This is a genomic window from Clostridium sp. DJ247 (genome assembly GCF_014231265.1).
Genome location: NZ_JABAIW010000036.1, coordinates 1 through 17,881, shown reverse-complemented (window position 1 = coordinate 17,881; position 17,881 = coordinate 1). Strand labels below are relative to the sequence as shown.

Here is a 17,881-nt window from a genome sequence, read left to right as displayed (position 1 = left end):
GTATATCTCGGAGTATAAGTTAAATTTTTACTAAGGGCATGTATATATTGTAATACTATTTCATATCTAATAATTCTCTTCTAAGCCAATCTAGAGCTGTTATAGTGACTCTTCGTCGTATTCTGTCTCTATCACCTGAGAGTTGAAGCTTTTTAACCTTAGTTTCTCCGTTTATATATAGTCCAACATACACAAGTCCTACTGGTTTATCTGGTGTTCCACCACCTGGGCCTGCAATTCCTGTGGTAGCTATACCCACGTTTGTTTGAGAGGTTTTCGCTATTCCTTCAGCCATTTCTCTAGCAGTTTCTTCGCTAACAGCACCGTATTTTTCAAGTGTTTCTTTTTTTACATTTAGTCTTCTTATTTTAGCTTCATTACTGTAAGTCACAGCACCTTCCATAAAGGTTGAAGAAATCCCTGGATAGTTAACTAGTTTTGAGGCTATAAGACCTCCAGTGCAGGATTCAGCAGTGGAGATAGTGAAATCTTTAGATATAAGTAGTTCAGCTAAAACCGCCTCTAGAGATGTTTCGCCCTCGCCATATATATGTATACCTAGTCTTTTGCGTATCTCACTTTCTACGGGAACTATAAGCTCTAAGGCTTCCGCAGTAGTATTAGCTTTAGCAGTAATTCTTAAGGTTACTTCCCACTCTTTGGCATAAGGAGCAACAGTAGGGTTAACATTATTATTTATAATGTCTGATAACTGCTCAGCCATAACGCCTTCACCTATACCAGAAATTCTTAAGACCTTAGATTCAAGAATTCCACTACTATATTTACTTAAAAAAGGAACCACATAATCTTCAAACATAGGTTTCATCTCTCTAGGTGGTCCAGGTAATACTATAAGGACTTTTCCATCCTCTTCAATAGCACAACCTGGTGCAGTACCATGATTATTTGGCAATATATGAGAACCTTCAGGAAAGTAGGCTTGTTTTATATTATTCCCTTTTAGTTCTACCTTACCGTCTTTTAAAAAATGCGAGTTAAGTTTATTTAAGGAATCCTCATGAAGAAACATCTTTTTACCAAAGTATTCGGCACCAGTTTCTTTAGTAAGGTCATCAGGAGTAGGGCCAAGACCTCCAGTAGTAATAACAAGGTCAGCTCTATTGAAGGAATCACCAAGTTCAGTTTTTAATCGCTCTACGTTGTCTCCAACTACTGATTGATGGTATACAAAGATACCTAAATCTGCTAGTCTTTTTGCTAGATATTGAGCGTTAGTATTTACAATATCTCCAAGTAATATTTCTGTACCTACGGATAGTATTTCAGCTTTCATTTTTTACCTCCCTTTTAAATAAGTTTCCACACTGGAACCCTAATATCATTTTAATTTTATGTATTTATCAATAAAATTATATAGCTTCTCTTTATATACTTTCTTATTATACAAATAGGCTTGCGCATGTCCACTATATGGAGCTATATATATGTCCTTAGGACCGTTCTTTAGTGAGTACATTTCTTCACTCATAGAAAAAGGTATATACTTATCACTATCCCCATGAATAAACATGATAGGAGTTCTTACATCTTTTATTGCATTAATTGGTGAAGCTCCAGAGAAAGCAAAACCTGATCGGATATTTGCTATTATATTTGTATAGAAGGTTAGTATATTACCAATTAACTTATTTTTTATATGATAATCTTCTTCAAGTCTGTATATGAAAAGTGCTTTCAAATCTGAGTAGGGACAATCAGCAACATAAAACTTTACTCGTTTACTTTTCTCATTTAGTTGAGAATGAAGTAAAAGAGTAGAAGCGCCCATAGACTCACCATGTACCCCTATTATTCCACCTTTATTTTTGTTATATACCCAATCAATCCATTTATCTAAATCATATTTTTCATAAAAGCCGAAGGTTACATCATTTCCACCGCTTTCACCACTATATCTAGAATCATATATAAGAGTATTAAACCCTTTATCAATGTACAAATCAGCATATTTCATAGATTCCCACCTACTTCCTCTAAAACCATGAACAATAACTACAGTATTATTAGTTTTAATAGGATTAGGTATATAGGTTCCACTAAGCTTATAGCCGAAGAGAGAGGTTATTTCCACCTCTTCTTTTGAAAGTTTAGAAAATCTTTTGTCATCAAATGTGTTTCGGTATATTTGGTGTAAATTTGGTATACCCTTACTAGTTTGCTGTCTACAAGCTTCGCTATATATCATATTAGCAATGTAAAAGCCACATGCATTAAATGAGATAACAAATAAAGTAAGAAAAACAACGAAGCTCTTCTTAATTACTTTAATTCTTATTATGACAGCAGGAACTTCATACATCTATAATTTTCCCTCCATGAATAAAAAAATAACTTACAAATGTTTATATACATTATAACATTTTACAAATATGTTTTTATATTAAAATTATGTATTTTATTCGTGGTAAATATATGTATATCAGTTTGCCAAATACAAATAAACGTAGCTAACTACTAGATATCATCAGTATTATAAATTAATTTTATTCTGTATATTTGTATATTTCAACAAATATTTAAAACTAATAACTGCTTCTGTAAAATTTAGTAGTATTTATAGTATAATAGCATAAGGTTAATAGAGGTTAATAGAGGTGATTAAAATGAATATACAAGTGAATGCTTCTAAAAATAATCATTTTTTTATGATAATGATATTTTTAACTATGGTAGGAAGTTTTATTTGTGGTTTTGTAACATATAACTACAATGATTTAAAGTACTGGGATAACTATATATACCCAGGTGTTACTATAGAGGGCATAGATTTATCAGGAAAGACTAGACAGGAAGCAAGTACAATACTTAAAAACTTATATTCAGAGCAGGTACAAAAAAAGAAGATAAACATATCTGCTGGAGATAAAAATTATGTTTTAAGTTATTCAAAATTAAATCTAAAATATAATATAGATGAAACAATAGAAGCAGCTTATTTTTATGGGAAACAGCTAAATTTATTCAGCAGATACTTTTTGATAAAAAATCCAAAGATTAAAAATTATACATTAAAAGTTACATATGATAAAACTATATTAGATAACCTTATCAATACAATCGGCAAAGATATAAGCAAGAATTACATAGATGCAACTTTAGAAATTGGTTCTGGTGTGATTGATATAGTTCCAGAAGTAAACGGGAGAACATTAGATAAAGATAAATTAGGAAAAGACTTAGTATTTAGCATAGATACTAAATTAAGTGGAAATATAAATTTGAAAGCATCTGTCAAAGTAGTTTCACCTAGGATAAAAAAAGAAATGCTTAGCAGTATAAATGGGAGAATAGGAACATTTAGTACAAGTTTTGGTTCTATATCCTCTCCGCAAAGAGCAAACAATATAATAATTGCAACTAGAAGTATAAATGGAAAAATATTAATGCCAGGTGATATTTTTAGCTTTAATGATGTTGTTGGAGAAAGAACTGAGGACAAAGGCTATGAGTCCGCACCAGTAATCATAGGAAACAAGTTAGAATCAGGACTTGGTGGAGGAATATGCCAAGTATCAACTACTTTATATAATTCTATATTAGATGCAAGTTTAAAACCATTAGAAATAACCCATCATACGCTGCCTGTACATTATGTACAAGGAGGTATGGACGCTACCGTAGATTATGGAAACATAGATTTTAAATTTAAAAATACATTAGCAAGCCCTATATATATTCAGGCATATACAGCAGGAGGAAACGTTGTATTTAATTTATATTCTAGTATAAACAGGATAAATTAATTTTAATAAACTAAGTTTTGTAGTATAATGAGTAGGTACAAGTAGAGGGGTGATAACCTTTGGCAAGGAGAAAGAGAAGCACAAAGAAGAAACTGCCGTTAGGAATAATAATAGTAGCTGCTGCTTTAACAGCAGGAGCTGTAGGATTTATATCTTATCAATACATTGCTATAAAACCTTGGTCTAACTTAATATATCCGGGAGTAAAGGTACAGGGTGAAGATTTATCGGGAAAAACTAAGAGTGAAGCTAAAAAAATCTTGGAGCAAAATCAAGTATCAGCTGTAATGAAAAAGAAAATACATATAAGTACTCCAGGTAAAGCCTATACTTTAGATTATTCACAGATAAATCCTAAATATAATATTGATGAGACTATAGACGAAGTTTTTAATTATGGTAAAAATTTAAGTTTGTTTAAGAGGTATAAATTGATAAAAGGTTCAGGTGAGAAACAGTATGAATTAAAGTTTTCATATAATCCAGAGCCTATAAACAACCTCATTAGTGGAATAGAAAAGGATGTAAATAAGGATCCTGTAGATGCTAAAATAAGGAGAACTAAAGGAAGTTTTGCTATAACACCAGAACAAAATGGTAAAAAACTACAAAAAGATGCGCTTCATAAAGAAATACTATCAAATGTTAATGGATCTATTGGACAAGACATTACCATAAAAGCTCCCATTGAGACTGTAGGTGCCAAGATTACTCAAGATAAGTTATCCTCTGTTAATTCAAGAATAGGTACTTTTTCTACAGATTATGCATCAATATCTTCGCCTGAAAGGGCAAATAATATAGTATTGTCTACAAGAAGTATAAATGGCAAAGTTTTAATGCCAGGAGACACTTTTAGTTTTAATGACGTGGTAGGAGAAAGAACTGCAGATAGAGGATATCAATCGGCTCCAGTTATTATAGGTAATCAAATAGACTCAGGGCTTGGGGGAGGAATATGCCAGGTATCAACAACTTTATATAATGCAGTGCTTAAATCAAATATTAAAGCTACGGTAAGAGCCCATCATACTCTTCCATCTCATTACGTACCTTTAGGTATGGATGCCACTGTGGATTGGGGTAACCTAGATTATAAATTTAAAAACACTCTAGACTATCCTTTATATATTGAAGGTAGTACAGCAGGTGGTAGTGTAGTGTTTAATATATACTCCAATGATTCTTTAGCAGATACTGTGACAGATTTAAGATCTCAAGTTTATCAAACAATTCAACCAGGTGTAAAATACATAGATGATCCAACTTTACCAGTTGGACAAACTGAGCAGGTTCAACCTCCTTATACGGGATATAAAGTAAAAGTTATAAAGACCACTACTAGAAACGGACAGGTAATTAGTCAAGATGTTATAGCAGATGACTTTTATTACCCAGTAGACGCGGAAATAAAAAGAGGAACAAAAAAATAAGGTTTATGAGAAATATACAGTGTCATTATTATTTAGTATATATTTGCAAAGTTATATACTAAAGCATATTAGGTATACTGTATATTTTTATTTTGTAAAAGTTAACAAAGAACTCATGCATATATTTGTGTATTGTATAAAATATGGTATAATATTTGTTGGAAGTTTATGTTAAATATGCGGATATGGCGGAATTGGCAGACGCGCTAGATTCAGGTTCTAGTGAAGGAGACTTTGTGCAGGTTCGAATCCTGTTATCCGCACCACTTAAAGCAAGAAAAATCAAAGGTTTTAACGACTAGGTTGAAATATAAGTTAACTTATAGAGTTAACTATCTATAGTAATATATTATGAATCTAAGTTTACAATATATGAAATGAGCCAATAGGTTAATCCACTGGCTCTTTTTATGTGGAAAAATTAAAGTTTTTCCCTCACTAATTTTTCAACTTCGCCTTCTTCAGGGAATCTGTTTAAACTCTTTTTAGAGAAAATAAGTTCATCATTTAATTTTACCTCAAAAACTCCGCCAGAAGATGGAATTATGGTTAGTGATGATATATTGTTTTTATGTTCCTTTAATAAACTTTCTGCAAGGACAACTGCCTTTGGAAGATATCCTCAAGAAGTACAATACTCAATACTTAATACTTTATTCATAATAAAAACCTCCTATAAATTTGATAATATTATTATAACCTTTAAATAGAATTATAATAAAAGAATATCGTAAGTATGGTTTAGGAGATAAATTGATGAACAGGGCATTAGATCCCATCTAAAGGTAATTAAATTAATCCATCTGTAGCTAATATATCTGGTCGTATAAGTTAAATTTGGGGCATGGGTATCTATATTTAACTTCAAGTTAACTAAATTTATAGCTATGCTTAACATTAAATATGTAAGATTATAACTGTCAGACAGTCAAAAAATTAAGAGAAGGGTAGGTTTAATATGAAAAAGAAAATATTAAATTTTGTTCTAATGGCTTTGACAGTAACTTCAATTTTTGGTAGTTTAACCGGGTGTAAAAATGGACAGGCTACATCTTCAAATGAAAACAGCCAGGAAATTAAGTTAAACGTAGCAACTGCTGGAGATACAAATATGAGTGAGCTTCAGCAAAAGGATATTGGACCTAATTTTATCAAAGAACATAAAAATGTAAAAATTAATGTAGTTGGAACAGGTCCAGGAGATGCAGGAAGTAATCAAATACTTAATAAATTAAAAGCACAGAAGAATGCTAACTCTGAAAAATATGATATTGATGTTGCTATAGTGCATCAAAGTGCTATGGAAAGCCTAATGAAGGAAGGTTTACTTTTAAAATATGTTGATAAAACCAATATAGCAAGTAATGTTGTGGGAGAAAATGCTAAAAATAGTCTAGGTACTAATATTGATGGCTATGCTATACCATTATTTCAAAGCCAAGTTGCCATTGCATATAATCCAGAAAAAGTAAAAGAAGTTCCTAAAAATTTTGATGACTTAGAAAAGTGGATAAAAGCAAATCCTAAAAGGTTTGGATATAATGGTGTAAAAAATGGTATGAGCGGAGTTGGATTTACAACCTCTTATATATATGCAAAAACAGGAAAGTATGAACAACTATCTAAAGGACCTTATGATAAAGAAATTGAAAAAGAATGGCCAGGTGTTATTAAGCAATTAAAGTCCTTACCTGTGGTTATCACAAATGGAAATAATGGAACTCTAGATATGTTAAACCGTGGCGAAATAGATATGGGACCTGTATGGATAGATATGTTCTATTCCTGGCAGGCTGATGGTAGGTTAAATCCCAAAACTAAAGTTACACTTTTAGAACCAGGTTTGACAGGTCAACCTATGTATATTGTAGTATCTAGTAAAGCTGCTAATAAAGATATGGCTATAAAATATGCGGAATTTCTAGCATCCCCAAAGGTACAAGCAAAACAAATAGTTGAAAAATTTAATTGGTATCCAGGAATAGATCCATCTGTAGTATTAAAAGAATGTTCACCTGAAGCTCAAGAAAAATTATTTAAAGATATAACACCAGAAAATATTAAACAAAATTCAAAAGTATTCCCTCTTCCACAGTATTTAAAGGATATTACTTCTGCTTATGAACAGAACTAAAGTGCAAGCAAAAAACATATTTTCAAAGACAGGAATGGGTATTATTGTATCACCACCTATATTACTTATAATATGGGTGTTTACCCTTCCTTTTTTAAAGGTTTTTATTAATAGCTTTAAAAATTCAGAGGGAAGCTTAAGTTTTCAAAATTTTTCTACTGCAATTGATTTTTATTATAAGGATATATTTTATACTTTATTTATTTCCATAGCTGCATTAGCTATTACAATGATAATTGCAATCGCAGCTGCAGCCTATATAAGGTTAAAAAATGATAGGCTTGTAGAATTTTTATTCAAAATTCCGTTATTTGTCCCTTTTGTAGTGGTAGGCCATGCCATGAGAACCTTTCTTGCTCCGCATGGTACCTTAAATTCATTTCTTTCATTCTTGAGAATAATAGATGAAAACAATGCTCCTGCAATTGCCTTTTCATCTTTAGGTATTATTATTGCGTTAGTGTGGAAAAATATTGCTTTTGCACTGCTTTTAGTCATGGCGCCTTTTAAAAAAGTTTCAGATTCATATATAAATGCTGCAAGAAATTTAGGTGCTGGTGTTTTCAAGCAGATTAAAGATATATTAGTTCCAATGTGCAAATCTTCAATAGCAGTAAGCGGAATTTTAATATTTACATCAATGATGGCTTCCTTTTCAATACCACTAATGTTAGGAAATGGAGAAGGAGCTAAAATGATAATGGTTGATCTCTATCATAGAATTACTGATATGAATGATTATGGTACAGCTAATGCTCTTGGAATGTTTTCTTTTATATTTTCACTAGGTGCAGCTTATTATTATATAAAGAAGGTGCTTGCAGATGAAAAAACAACTTTTTAAAATTAGTATTAGAACAATTATAGTATTTTTTATCTTTGGACCTCTTTCTTCCTTATTCATATGGTCCTTTGCAAAGGAATGGTACTGGCCTTCTGCACTGCCTCAGAAATGGAGTATATTTTACTGGCAAAAAATAAGTGATGGAAATATATTGAATGCACTATGGCTATCAATAATAATAGCGCTTATTACAACGGTGGTGTGCCTTGTAATGGTAATTCCTCTTGCTTATATTCTTTCAAGAAAAAAATTTTCTTTAAAGCCATTGTTAATGCTTATATTTTTATTACCACAAGCATTTCCACAGATGCCCGTATACGTAAATACTATGGAAAAATTTTATAAATATAACTTGGTAGGAACTTTGACAGGAGTGGTACTTATACACTTAACTGGTGGATTAATATATTGTTTATGGATTATGGTATCTGTATTTAAATCTATACCAGAAAGTTTAGAATTAGCTTCCTATAATTTAGGTTACAGTAAAATTAATACTTTCTTTAGAATAACATTGCCTATGGCGGCTCCTGGTATATTAGCTTCTTCAATACTTGTGTTTTTGTTCTCTTTAGACGAATTTACAGGAACCTTACTTATAGGTTCACCCTTTGTACAGACTTTGTCAGTTTTTATGTATAATACTGCTGCAGGTTATGAGATGCAGATAGCATCTGTAGTAGCCATTCTATTAGCACTACCTGGTATAATAATGCTTTTTTTAATGGAAAAGTATTTAAAGGCAGAATATCTTGCAGGCTTTGGAGCAGCATAAATTTTTCAAATAAATGAGGTGAGGTTATGATAGAAGTTATAGGAGTTTCAAAAAAATATAATAATTTCTATGCTCTTAATAATATATGCTTTAAGCTTAATGAGGGAACTATGACATCAATTGTAGGGCCAAGTGGCTGCGGAAAAACTACACTTCTGAAAGTGTTAGCTGGATTTATAGAGCCTACGGAAGGAAGAATAATATTTAATAATAAGGATGTAACCAATTGTTCTATACAAAAAAGAGGTACAGGTATGGTATTCCAGGATTATGCTCTTTGGCCTCATATGACTATTTTTGATAATGTGGCATATGGACTTAAGCTTAAAAAACTTCCTAGAGAAGAAATAGAAAAAAAGGTTTTTGACATGCTTGATATGGTAGAAATAGAGAAGAGTATTGCTAAGGAAAGATATCCATCAGAGTTATCTGGTGGTCAGCAGCAGAGAATAGCCTTAGCTAGGGCACTTGTAGTAGAGCCCAATATAATTCTTATGGATGAGCCACTATCTAACCTTGATGCAAAGGTAAGAGAAAAATTGAGATATGAAATAAGATATATCCAAAAGAAATTAAAGCTTACAGCTATATATGTAACTCATGATCAAGAAGAGGCAATGAGTATGTCAGATACAATAATTGTTATGAATAAAGGTAATATAGAACAAATTGGAGTACCAAAAGAAGTTTATAATAAACCTGAAACACTATTTGTTGGTGAATTTTTAGGAAACTCAAATATACTAGAGGGCTATGTTAAAGAAGGAAAAGTATATATTGGAGATATTTTTATAACAGATTATGTTGGACAAAATACTGAAGTAAAAGCAGTATTTAAGGCTGGTGATGCACAACTTTCTAGTGAAAAGAATGAAGATGCAAAATTTAAAGGTACTGTAGTTGAAAAAATGTTTAATGGCAGCTTTTATAGACATGCTGTTAAATTAAAAAACTCTGTGGTATTTGTAGACATGAGTGAAGAGTTTATGAAAGAAGAAGCATATATATGTTTTTCTAAGGATAAGCTTCATATTTTTCAAAATTAATTTAAAGGGGTGGTGTCAAAAGTCAAAATCTTGCATGTATTTTGACTTTTAACACAGCCATTTTAATATAGACAACCATGCCCGAAATTTAATTTACACGACCGGATATATTACCATGTTTCGTCACGTTAAATATTTTTAATTAGTCTAAAGCTCAAATTTAAGCAGAGAGCCAAAATCTATGATTTTGTGCGAATCGCTTACTCCTCTGACGAAAGGAAGAGGAGTTTCATAATAATACAAAAGAACTTTGATAAACTCGTACCTCAGACATATCAAAAGTTCTAAGATTTTTTCTCAAATTTTCGCTAAGACTAATAAAAAATATTTAAATGTGACTTCAACATTGGTAATATATCCCTACGTATAAGTTAAATTTAAAAGTTCCGTACCTATATACTGATATTTAACATCAAGTTAACTCAATTTATAAATATGCTTAACGTTGCATATATAAAATTATAACTGTCAGACAGCTATAAAATATTAAGATTGTAGGTGAGATTATGATAAGTGAAAATAGAATAAATATAACTGCTCATGCAGGTTGTATGGGAACAACAATGGATAGCATAGAGGCAGTTGAAGTTGGAATAAAATATGGAGCACATATAATAGAAATTGATTTAAATATTGACGAAAGCGGAAATTTAGTTATTAGTCATGATAAGCCAAAGGTAGAGGTCAAGTATTCTAATGTTGATGAAGTCCTAGAAATAATAAAAAAAGAGCAAGAGGTATTACTAAATATTGATATTAAAGATGCAAAATTATTGGGAAAACTTAATAGAACTATTTTAGAGTATGGTATAAAAGATAGAGTGTTTTTTACTGGAATAGATTTTCAATGCATACTTGACAATGAAGAAGCTCTTAGAGGAACTAATTATTTCATAAACTTGGGTGCACCTAAGCTAGACATAACTCAATTAAATAATAAAGAATATTTAATTGAATTATTTAATGAATTAGAATCACTAAACATTATGGGGATAAATGTTAATTATAGACTGGTAACTCCTGAAATTATAAATGTTTGTAAAGAAAAAAGAATGTTATCTTCTGTATGGACAGTTGATGATATTCAGGATATGAAGAGAATGATAAATTTAAATGTTAGTTCTATAACAACAAAGAGAGTGGATGTTTTAAAAAGTTTAATATCTGAAATCTCAAACAATAAATAACTGGAGGTGATTTTATGAATAGTATAAAAAGATTGTATTATGCACTTGGAAAGAAAAATTTTTTTAGCTATTGCTTATTCGGAATTTTTATAATAATTTTCTTTTTACCACTTACAAACCTTGCAATGTTAGCATTTGCAGATAACTATCAATATCCATCCTTTTTTCCACAGGCATTTTCATTTAAATGGTGGAGTTTTGTATTAAGTCAAGATAACTTAGCTTGGTCTATGATACTCTCATTTATAATTGCAATAATAACCACCGTGCTATCAATAATCATATGTATTCCGGCTGCATATGCCTTTGCAAGATACGAGTTTCCACTTAGAAGAGTATTTTTATTTTCCTTTTTAATATCAAATGCGTTTCCTAAAATAGGTTTGTATGTAATGATTGGTGTTGTATTTTTTAAATTAAATCTTATGGGAACCATGTTGGGAGTTATTTTAATACATATTGTAAATACCATAATGTTTATGACTTGGATACCAGCGGGAGCATTTAAAAGTGTGCATAGGCAGCAAGAAGAAGCAGCCAGAGATGTGGGAGCAACTCCTTGGCAAGCCTTTAGATATATTACATTACCCTTAGCAATGCCAGGAATTATTACAGCTTCAGTTTTCACATTTTTGGAATCATTAGAAGAAGCTCAAGGTACTCTGCTTGTAGGAATACCTAATATAAAAACAATACCAGTTATAATGTATTCAGTAATAATAGATTATCCTGCAACTGCTGGTGCAGTATTTGCCTTTATATTAATTATACCAACTATAATACTTTTAGTCTTTTTAAGAAAATTTGTTGGTGCTGAAGGATTATCAAAAGGGTTTAACATAAAGTAAAACTTGAAGCAGATGGAAGAATTAGAGCGGGTAGTCATAAGATAAAATAATTATTTATTGGAGAGGTATTTATGAATAAAAAAAATAGCAAAGCTAAAATCAAGTTATCTTTAAAGCAGTTAACAAAAAAATATCCTAATGGAGATGGTGTTGAAGGAATTAACCTTGATATATATGAAGGTGAGCTTTTGACAATGGTTGGACCTTCTGGCTGTGGTAAAACTACAATATTAAGATCTATTGGCGGATTTGTAGAACCTGATTCAGGTGAAATAATATTAGATGACGTAAATATAGTAAACCTTCCTCCAGAGAAAAGACCAACAGTAATGGTGTTTCAAAGTTATAACCTTTGGCCCCATATGACCATATATGAGAACTTAGCCTTTGGTTTGAAATTAAGAAAAATTGATAAAAAACAAATTGAAAAAGAAGTAAAAGAAGCTTTGAATTTAGTTAGGATGGATGGAATAGAAAAAAAATATCCATCACAGTTATCAGGTGGTCAGCAGCAAAGGGTAGCTATTGCAAGAGCACTATTATTAAAACCTTCATTATTATTACTTGATGAACCTTTTTCAGCTTTAGACGCAAAAATACGTGTTCAAATGAGGGCAGAGTTAAAAAAGATACAAACAGAGCTGGGTATAACTGTTATAGTTGTAACTCATGATCAGGAGGAGGCTATGACTCTTTCAGATAGAATGGTTGTCATGAACAAAGGTATATTTGAACAGATTGGAACTCCTGAAGAAATATATGATAACCCAAAGTCAAAATTTGTGGCGGAGTTTATTGGAAACATGAACTTTGTTGAAGTAGATAACAAAATTATTGCTGCCAGACCAGAAAATACAATTATTAATAAAGAAAATAATGGTGATTATTCTGGTAATATTGAAAGCATTATGATATTAGGTCATTTTGTTGAAATCAGTCTTAATACGAATAAGGGATTAATAAAAGCATTTTTGCCAAGAGAAGAAGCAAAGGATTTTTCACAGGGGGAAAAAGTTTCAGTAAGCTTTAAAAGCTATCACACTTTTAATAAATAGGTTTCAAATAAATTTAATAATAAATAATTTTAAAAGGAGAGAAAAGTATGTTAAGAAAAAAAATTCTATCTTTTACAATGCTAGCAGTTATGTCAGTTTCATTAATACTTACTGGTTGTCAAGGTTCTACAAAGAGTACCTCAGCTAAAACAACTACAATTAATTTTTATTCAGGAGGTTCAGACAACGTAAGGGTAACTTGGGAAAAGGTTATTAAAGAGTTTAGTGCTAAAAACCCTGATGTTAAGGTTAACCTTCAATTTATAGCTTCAGGACCAAGTTCACAAGCTGCTGTGGATAAGTTAATAGCTTCAGAAAAAGCTGGTCAAAAAGAAACAGATATAGACGTTGTAGAAGTATCAGATAATGAAATTGCTAGATTATTCAAGGAAGCAGGAAAAGATTCTGTAATTTCTTTGAGTAAAGATAAAATTCCAAATTTAAAAGATGTTAAATTCCAATCCTCTGTAGCACAAGATAAAGCTCTTGTATTTAGAGGAACAACAGTTGTATTAGCATATAATTCAGACAAAATAAAGGATGTTCCAAAAACAGATAAAGAGTTATATGATTGGATAAAGAAAAACCCAGGAAGATTTGCTTATAATGATCCATCAACAGGTGGTTCTGGTGCTTCATTTGTAATTTCTTCAATATACAATAGTTTGCCAGAGGAAGCCATTTTATCAAATGATGAAAAGTGGACACAACAATGGAATACTGGAATTAATTTATTAAAAGAATTACACCCATATATGTATAAGGCTTCTGGAAAAGTTCAGTATCCATCAAAGAATCAAGGAACTCTAGACTTACTAGCAAATGGACAAGTAGATATGATACCAGCTTGGGCTGATATGACACTTAATCAATTAGATAAAGGCACTTTACCAAAGTCAACAAAAATTACACAAATTACTCCTTCATTAAATGGTGGTGTACAAGCACTAGTTATTCCATCTAAGAGCAAGAATCAAGAGGCAGCAGCAAAATTCTTAAACTTTGTTGATTCAGTTGATGGACAAAAGATTTTCGTAGAATCACAGAAAGCTATACCTGTAATAGATAGTTCAAAGCTTCCAAAAGAAACTGTGACAATGCTTGCGGGTTTAGAAATTAAAACATTTAGACCATATACTATCGGTGCTCTGGATAAAGCTGTTTATAAGCGTTGGCAGGATGAAGTTGCTGCTCTAAAATAGAATTTTAAATAGTTTTTAATAGAGCTATTTAAGGAGAGTTTTATGAAGAAAAATAATAAACTAAAGGCACTATTATTTGTGTTACCATCTTTCACTATTATGTTAATAGTAATCATAATACCAATTATTAATTCTATAATTCTTAGTTTCTATAATGAAAACAGCAATAAATATGATTTTTCTAACTATATTGGTATATTTACTGATAAAAGTCAAATTAATAATATAAGATATACTTTATATATTGTAATAATGACGGTTATCTTATGCGTTGGTGTTTCATATTTGTTTGCGCTTTATTTAAGATTTAGTACAAGTAAATTAGCTAGGTTGATGGAAAAAATTTATATTATTCCTAAGTTTATACCCAGAATAGTTGCTTTATATGCTTTAATACTAATATTTAAGGATACAGGAGTAATTAATAGATTTTTAATGTTATTTGGAATAGATTATAAACCTAATTTGATGTTTACGGCTCAAGGCATAATTATGGTGAATTTGTGGTTTAATATTCCCTTTGCTACCATGTTGATACTTTCTGATTTGACTAATATACCTAATTCAATAGTTGAAAGTGCAAGAGATGTTGGAGCAAATAAAATAAGAATATTGGTTCATATGATATTTCCGCTTTCTTTTAGGTCATTACTAATAACCTCAACCTTTGTGTTTATGGGTAACATTGGAGAGTTTACAACTCCCTTTTTAATGGGAACTAATGCTCCAAGAATGCTAGGGGTAGCCCTACAGCAAGAATTTAGTGTGTACATTAATTTTCAAAGAGCTGCGGCTATGTCTGTGATGATGTTTCTTCTTTCAGCCATTGTAGGATTTTCCTATATTTCTTCAATGATGAAGGAAGATAAATGGACATCTTCTTAAATCTAAACAGTGAGACTACCATTATATTTTATAGTGGTAGTCTTGTTTTAGGCGTCTTCAAGAAAATAAATAGTCAATTTAACGGGTAATTTTGCTCAATATTAAGTTGACAGAACCCGTTAACAGTCCAAGTATTTACGGAATCCGCCGCCGTGTCTTACGCAAAATTCTCTAGTTAAAATTGACTTGTTATTTTTTTAGATACCTTAAGTAAAAAATAAAGTGGTAAGGTGTGAAAAATGTGAAGGAAATTCTAAATTCAGTACTAACAATAAACAAAAGTGAGACAAAAACCCACAGAAGCCTGAAGTTTATTGTTAATGAAGATAAAAAAATTTTAAAGTTGGAATTTGATTATTTTCCCAAGATAGTAAGCAAAGTGGAAGATATAATACAGGCTTTTGAAAATCATGGCAACAGCTTTACATCTGAAGAAAGTAATTTATTAAAAGAAAAATTTATAAGAGGAGAGGAAAAGTTGAAAAACTTAGCTACTCTGTCTCTTTATAATAAAAGTCAATATATTGGGTGTGCTCATAGGCATGAGGGAAAACAAATAATAATTATATCACAAAAGGAAAGCACTCAGGGGTTTATAAAAGCTCCAATAGAAGCTGGACAGTGGGAAATAGTTATATCCTTTCATGGAGTGTTTACTGATAATATGAAAATTTTTTTAAAAGCCTATATTGAGTAAATAAAGAAATCTTCAGAAAGGAATATAATAAATGAGTTTTAAATGGATTAAAGTACATACACATACACATACACTAAATTCGGATGGAAAGGACACTTTAAGAGACATGGCTTATGCTGCAAGAAGAACCTCTGTAGATGCTATGTTTTTGACAGATCATAACACCATGGCTGCTGCAGAAAGTGCCCATGATATTTCCAAAGAGACAGGAGTTCACATAATAAAGGGTATTGAGTATACAACTTTTTATGGACATATAGTTGTAGTTGGAGCTCCATATTATAGATGGGAAAGTCTTACCATTAAATCCTTAAATGATCTTGCAGATTATGTTCATAAATACAATGGAATAATCGGAATTGCTCACCCAAGAGGGCTTGGTGATCCTGCCTGTACTGGTGGCAGTTACAGCTTTATAGATGTGGATTTTAGCAAAATAGATTTCATAGAAGTATGGCATGGTGTAACTGATAAGTTTAATGAATGGGAAAAAAATAAAAATTTATGGATAAATAGACTTGATGAAGGAAGAAAAATTACAGCTGTTTATGGCGGAGATTTTCATAAAAAAGAACATTTTGAAGAAAGTAATGCTTTTAATTGGTTATTAATAGATACATCAAAGCATATTGAAGATGCAATTAAGGAAGCAATAAAAGCAGGAAGAGTGGTTATGTCAAAGGGACCTTGTTTTAATATGAAAATTCAAAAACATATGCAAATATATAATATTGGTGAAACCATTGAGTCAGAAGGAAATGATAATCCATATAATATTTTATTTGATATAAACTGGACAACCATTAAAGAAAATATAATAATAAATTTAGTTGATAATTGTGGAAAAGTAAAGGAAGTTAAATACAGTAAAAATAATAAAGTTAACATTGAAATCCATGAAAATAACGAAAGAAAATGGATAAGAGCAGAAATCCTTGATGATATAAATAAGCATGTATTAGCAATTAGCAATCCAATATATTTTAAATAAGAATCTTTTTATTTCGGGGGAAATTATGAATAAAATCATAAATAGTAATTTAATGTTTTTAGGCACTGGAGCTGCAGAGGGTATACCAAATCCTTTATGTGGCTGTGAAATTTGCAATAATGCAAGAAAAGTTGGTGGCAAAGAGTTAAAGCTTAGAAGTTTGTTTAGAATAAATGAAATGGTTCAAATTGATTTTGGGCCTGATGTAATGGCAGCATCAATGAAACATAACATAGACATGACTGAACTTAAGCATATACTAATAACACATACACATAGTGATCATTTATGTTTATCTGAGCTGTTGTTAAAGGAAATGGTAAATGGAGATAACGATCACAAAATAAATATATATGTAAGTCAAAGAGCATATCAATGGGTTATGGAACAATTAAAATCCTTTAGAATGGGTGAGAGTAATTTTGCTAACTCACCTGTTATAAAAGACAAGATCATAGAATTCATACCATTAGAATATTATAAAGTTTATGAAATAGAAAACATGAAGGTTGTTCCATTAAAGGGTGCTCATTATAGTTTTGGAATTAATGAAAATTCTAATAATTATTTAATAACCTTAGAGGATGGCAGGACTCTATTCTATGGGGTTGATACAGGATATCCATTAGATGAGACAATAGAATATTTAAAAGAAAAACACATAGATTTATTAATTATAGAATGTACTTTTGCAGGGGAAAGAAGAAAAGAGGAAAAACCTTTTGGTCATTTAGATCTTATAAGTGTAATAAGAGTTCTAGAAGTATTTAATGCTAATGGCACAATAGATAAAAACACAAAAGTATATTTGACTCATATTAATCACAAACATCATCTAACACATGCATTGTTAGAACAAGAAGTAAAAAAATACAGTAAATTTCAAATAATAGTGGCTTATGATGGCTTAATTATAGATTAGGGATAAGCTATAGATAACCACGCCCGAAATTTAACTTATACGACCGAATATGCTGCCAAACTTCGGCACGTTAAAAACTTTTAATCAGTCTAAAG

The 17,881-nt window shown here is 30.9% G+C and carries 17 protein-coding genes and 1 tRNA gene; 15 read left to right on the top strand and 3 right to left on the bottom strand.

Going from position 1 to position 17,881, the window contains the following annotated elements:
- Window positions 1-55: 55 nt before the first annotated feature.
- Together HGI79_RS14580 and HGI79_RS14575 are read right to left on the bottom strand one after the other, a co-directional pair.
- The gene (locus tag HGI79_RS14580) at window positions 56-1,297 is read right to left on the bottom strand and encodes a competence/damage-inducible protein A (RefSeq protein WP_185651429.1); all 1,242 of its coding nucleotides are present in this window, start codon (window positions 1,295-1,297) and stop codon (window positions 56-58) included.
- Between the two features lie 45 nt (window positions 1,298-1,342).
- Window positions 1,343-2,323 (bottom strand): alpha/beta hydrolase, encoded by a 981-nt coding sequence (locus HGI79_RS14575; RefSeq protein WP_185651428.1) that lies wholly within the window; start codon window positions 2,321-2,323, stop codon window positions 1,343-1,345.
- A 304-nt stretch (window positions 2,324-2,627) separates the two neighbouring features.
- On the opposite strand from HGI79_RS14575, the gene HGI79_RS14570 reads away from it, so the two are divergent.
- From HGI79_RS14570 to HGI79_RS14560, 3 genes are all read left to right on the top strand, one after another.
- A complete protein-coding gene (locus tag HGI79_RS14570; protein ID WP_185651427.1) occupies window positions 2,628-3,767 on the top strand; it encodes a VanW family protein in 1,140 nt (379 codons plus the stop codon).
- Window positions 3,768-3,826: 59 nt separating this feature from the next.
- Window positions 3,827-5,200 (top strand): VanW family protein, encoded by a 1,374-nt coding sequence (locus tag HGI79_RS14565; protein ID WP_185651426.1) that lies wholly within the window; start codon window positions 3,827-3,829, stop codon window positions 5,198-5,200.
- Between the two features lie 179 nt (window positions 5,201-5,379).
- Window positions 5,380-5,466 (top strand) — tRNA-Leu (locus HGI79_RS14560).
- A 155-nt stretch (window positions 5,467-5,621) separates the two neighbouring features.
- On the opposite strand, the gene HGI79_RS23310 is transcribed toward HGI79_RS14560, so the two are convergent.
- Window positions 5,622-5,861, bottom strand: coding sequence for a SelT/SelW/SelH family (seleno)protein (locus tag HGI79_RS23310; RefSeq protein WP_185651425.1), 240 nt, complete (start codon window positions 5,859-5,861; stop codon window positions 5,622-5,624).
- Window positions 5,862-6,158: 297 nt separating this feature from the next.
- On the opposite strand from HGI79_RS23310, the gene HGI79_RS14550 reads away from it, so the two are divergent.
- The 12 genes from HGI79_RS14550 (at window position 6,159) to HGI79_RS14495 (ending at window position 17,786) form a co-directional block, all read left to right on the top strand.
- On the top strand, window positions 6,159-7,334 hold the full coding sequence (locus HGI79_RS14550; RefSeq protein ID WP_185651424.1) for an extracellular solute-binding protein: 1,176 nt from the start codon (window positions 6,159-6,161) through the stop codon (window positions 7,332-7,334).
- Window positions 7,321-8,178, top strand: coding sequence for an ABC transporter permease (locus tag HGI79_RS14545; RefSeq protein WP_185651423.1), 858 nt, complete (start codon window positions 7,321-7,323; stop codon window positions 8,176-8,178). Before HGI79_RS14550 ends, HGI79_RS14545 begins: the two co-directional genes overlap by 14 nt.
- On the top strand, window positions 8,159-8,953 hold the full coding sequence (locus HGI79_RS14540; RefSeq protein WP_185651422.1) for an ABC transporter permease: 795 nt from the start codon (window positions 8,159-8,161) through the stop codon (window positions 8,951-8,953). The genes HGI79_RS14545 and HGI79_RS14540 overlap by 20 nt, the downstream gene beginning before the upstream one ends.
- Window positions 8,954-8,979: 26 nt before the next feature.
- Window positions 8,980-9,999 carry an ABC transporter ATP-binding protein gene (locus tag HGI79_RS14535; protein WP_185651421.1) on the top strand — a complete coding sequence of 340 codons (1,020 nt, stop codon included), beginning with the start codon at window positions 8,980-8,982 and terminating at the stop codon, window positions 9,997-9,999.
- A 506-nt stretch (window positions 10,000-10,505) separates the two neighbouring features.
- Entirely contained in the window at window positions 10,506-11,186 is a 681-nt protein-coding gene (locus HGI79_RS14530) for a glycerophosphodiester phosphodiesterase (protein WP_185651420.1), read from the top strand.
- A 14-nt stretch (window positions 11,187-11,200) separates the two neighbouring features.
- Window positions 11,201-12,034 (top strand): ABC transporter permease, encoded by an 834-nt coding sequence (locus HGI79_RS14525; protein ID WP_185651419.1) that lies wholly within the window; start codon window positions 11,201-11,203, stop codon window positions 12,032-12,034.
- Between the two features lie 71 nt (window positions 12,035-12,105).
- The gene (locus tag HGI79_RS14520) at window positions 12,106-13,089 is read left to right on the top strand and encodes an ABC transporter ATP-binding protein (RefSeq protein WP_185651418.1); all 984 of its coding nucleotides are present in this window, start codon (window positions 12,106-12,108) and stop codon (window positions 13,087-13,089) included.
- Between the two features lie 47 nt (window positions 13,090-13,136).
- Entirely contained in the window at window positions 13,137-14,291 is a 1,155-nt protein-coding gene (locus tag HGI79_RS14515) for an extracellular solute-binding protein (RefSeq protein WP_185651417.1), read from the top strand.
- Between the two features lie 42 nt (window positions 14,292-14,333).
- Window positions 14,334-15,176: an ABC transporter permease gene (locus HGI79_RS14510; protein WP_185651416.1), complete on the top strand. Its 843-nt coding sequence runs from the start codon at window positions 14,334-14,336 to the stop codon at window positions 15,174-15,176.
- A gap of 241 nt (window positions 15,177-15,417) precedes the next feature.
- Window positions 15,418-15,873, top strand: a complete 456-nt coding sequence (locus HGI79_RS14505) for a hypothetical protein (RefSeq protein WP_185651415.1) — start codon at window positions 15,418-15,420, stop codon at window positions 15,871-15,873.
- Between the two features lie 31 nt (window positions 15,874-15,904).
- On the top strand, window positions 15,905-16,864 hold the full coding sequence (locus HGI79_RS14500; protein WP_185651414.1) for a CehA/McbA family metallohydrolase: 960 nt from the start codon (window positions 15,905-15,907) through the stop codon (window positions 16,862-16,864).
- A 25-nt stretch (window positions 16,865-16,889) separates the two neighbouring features.
- Window positions 16,890-17,786, top strand: a complete 897-nt coding sequence (locus tag HGI79_RS14495) for an MBL fold metallo-hydrolase (RefSeq protein WP_185651413.1) — start codon at window positions 16,890-16,892, stop codon at window positions 17,784-17,786.
- The last annotated feature ends 95 nt before the right edge of the window (window positions 17,787-17,881 follow it).

Bases quoted from the DNA above. Each gene is read 5' to 3' on its own strand.
- HGI79_RS14580 (WP_185651429.1), bottom strand. From the start codon at position 1,297: ATGAAAGCTGAAATACTATCCGTAGGTACAGAAATATTACTTGGAGAT.
- HGI79_RS14575 (WP_185651428.1), bottom strand. From the start codon at position 2,323: ATGTATGAAGTTCCTGCTGTCATAATAAGAATTAAAGTAATTAAGAAG.
- HGI79_RS14570 (WP_185651427.1), top strand. From the start codon at position 2,628: ATGAATATACAAGTGAATGCTTCTAAAAATAATCATTTTTTTATGATA.
- HGI79_RS14550 (WP_185651424.1), top strand. From the start codon at position 6,159: ATGAAAAAGAAAATATTAAATTTTGTTCTAATGGCTTTGACAGTAACT.
- HGI79_RS14545 (WP_185651423.1), top strand. From the start codon at position 7,321: ATGAACAGAACTAAAGTGCAAGCAAAAAACATATTTTCAAAGACAGGA.
- HGI79_RS14540 (WP_185651422.1), top strand. From the start codon at position 8,159: ATGAAAAAACAACTTTTTAAAATTAGTATTAGAACAATTATAGTATTT.
- HGI79_RS14535 (WP_185651421.1), top strand. From the start codon at position 8,980: ATGATAGAAGTTATAGGAGTTTCAAAAAAATATAATAATTTCTATGCT.
- HGI79_RS14530 (WP_185651420.1), top strand. From the start codon at position 10,506: ATGATAAGTGAAAATAGAATAAATATAACTGCTCATGCAGGTTGTATG.
- HGI79_RS14525 (WP_185651419.1), top strand. From the start codon at position 11,201: ATGAATAGTATAAAAAGATTGTATTATGCACTTGGAAAGAAAAATTTT.
- HGI79_RS14520 (WP_185651418.1), top strand. From the start codon at position 12,106: ATGAATAAAAAAAATAGCAAAGCTAAAATCAAGTTATCTTTAAAGCAG.
- HGI79_RS14515 (WP_185651417.1), top strand. From the start codon at position 13,137: ATGTTAAGAAAAAAAATTCTATCTTTTACAATGCTAGCAGTTATGTCA.
- HGI79_RS14510 (WP_185651416.1), top strand. From the start codon at position 14,334: ATGAAGAAAAATAATAAACTAAAGGCACTATTATTTGTGTTACCATCT.
- HGI79_RS14500 (WP_185651414.1), top strand. From the start codon at position 15,905: ATGAGTTTTAAATGGATTAAAGTACATACACATACACATACACTAAAT.
- HGI79_RS14495 (WP_185651413.1), top strand. From the start codon at position 16,890: ATGAATAAAATCATAAATAGTAATTTAATGTTTTTAGGCACTGGAGCT.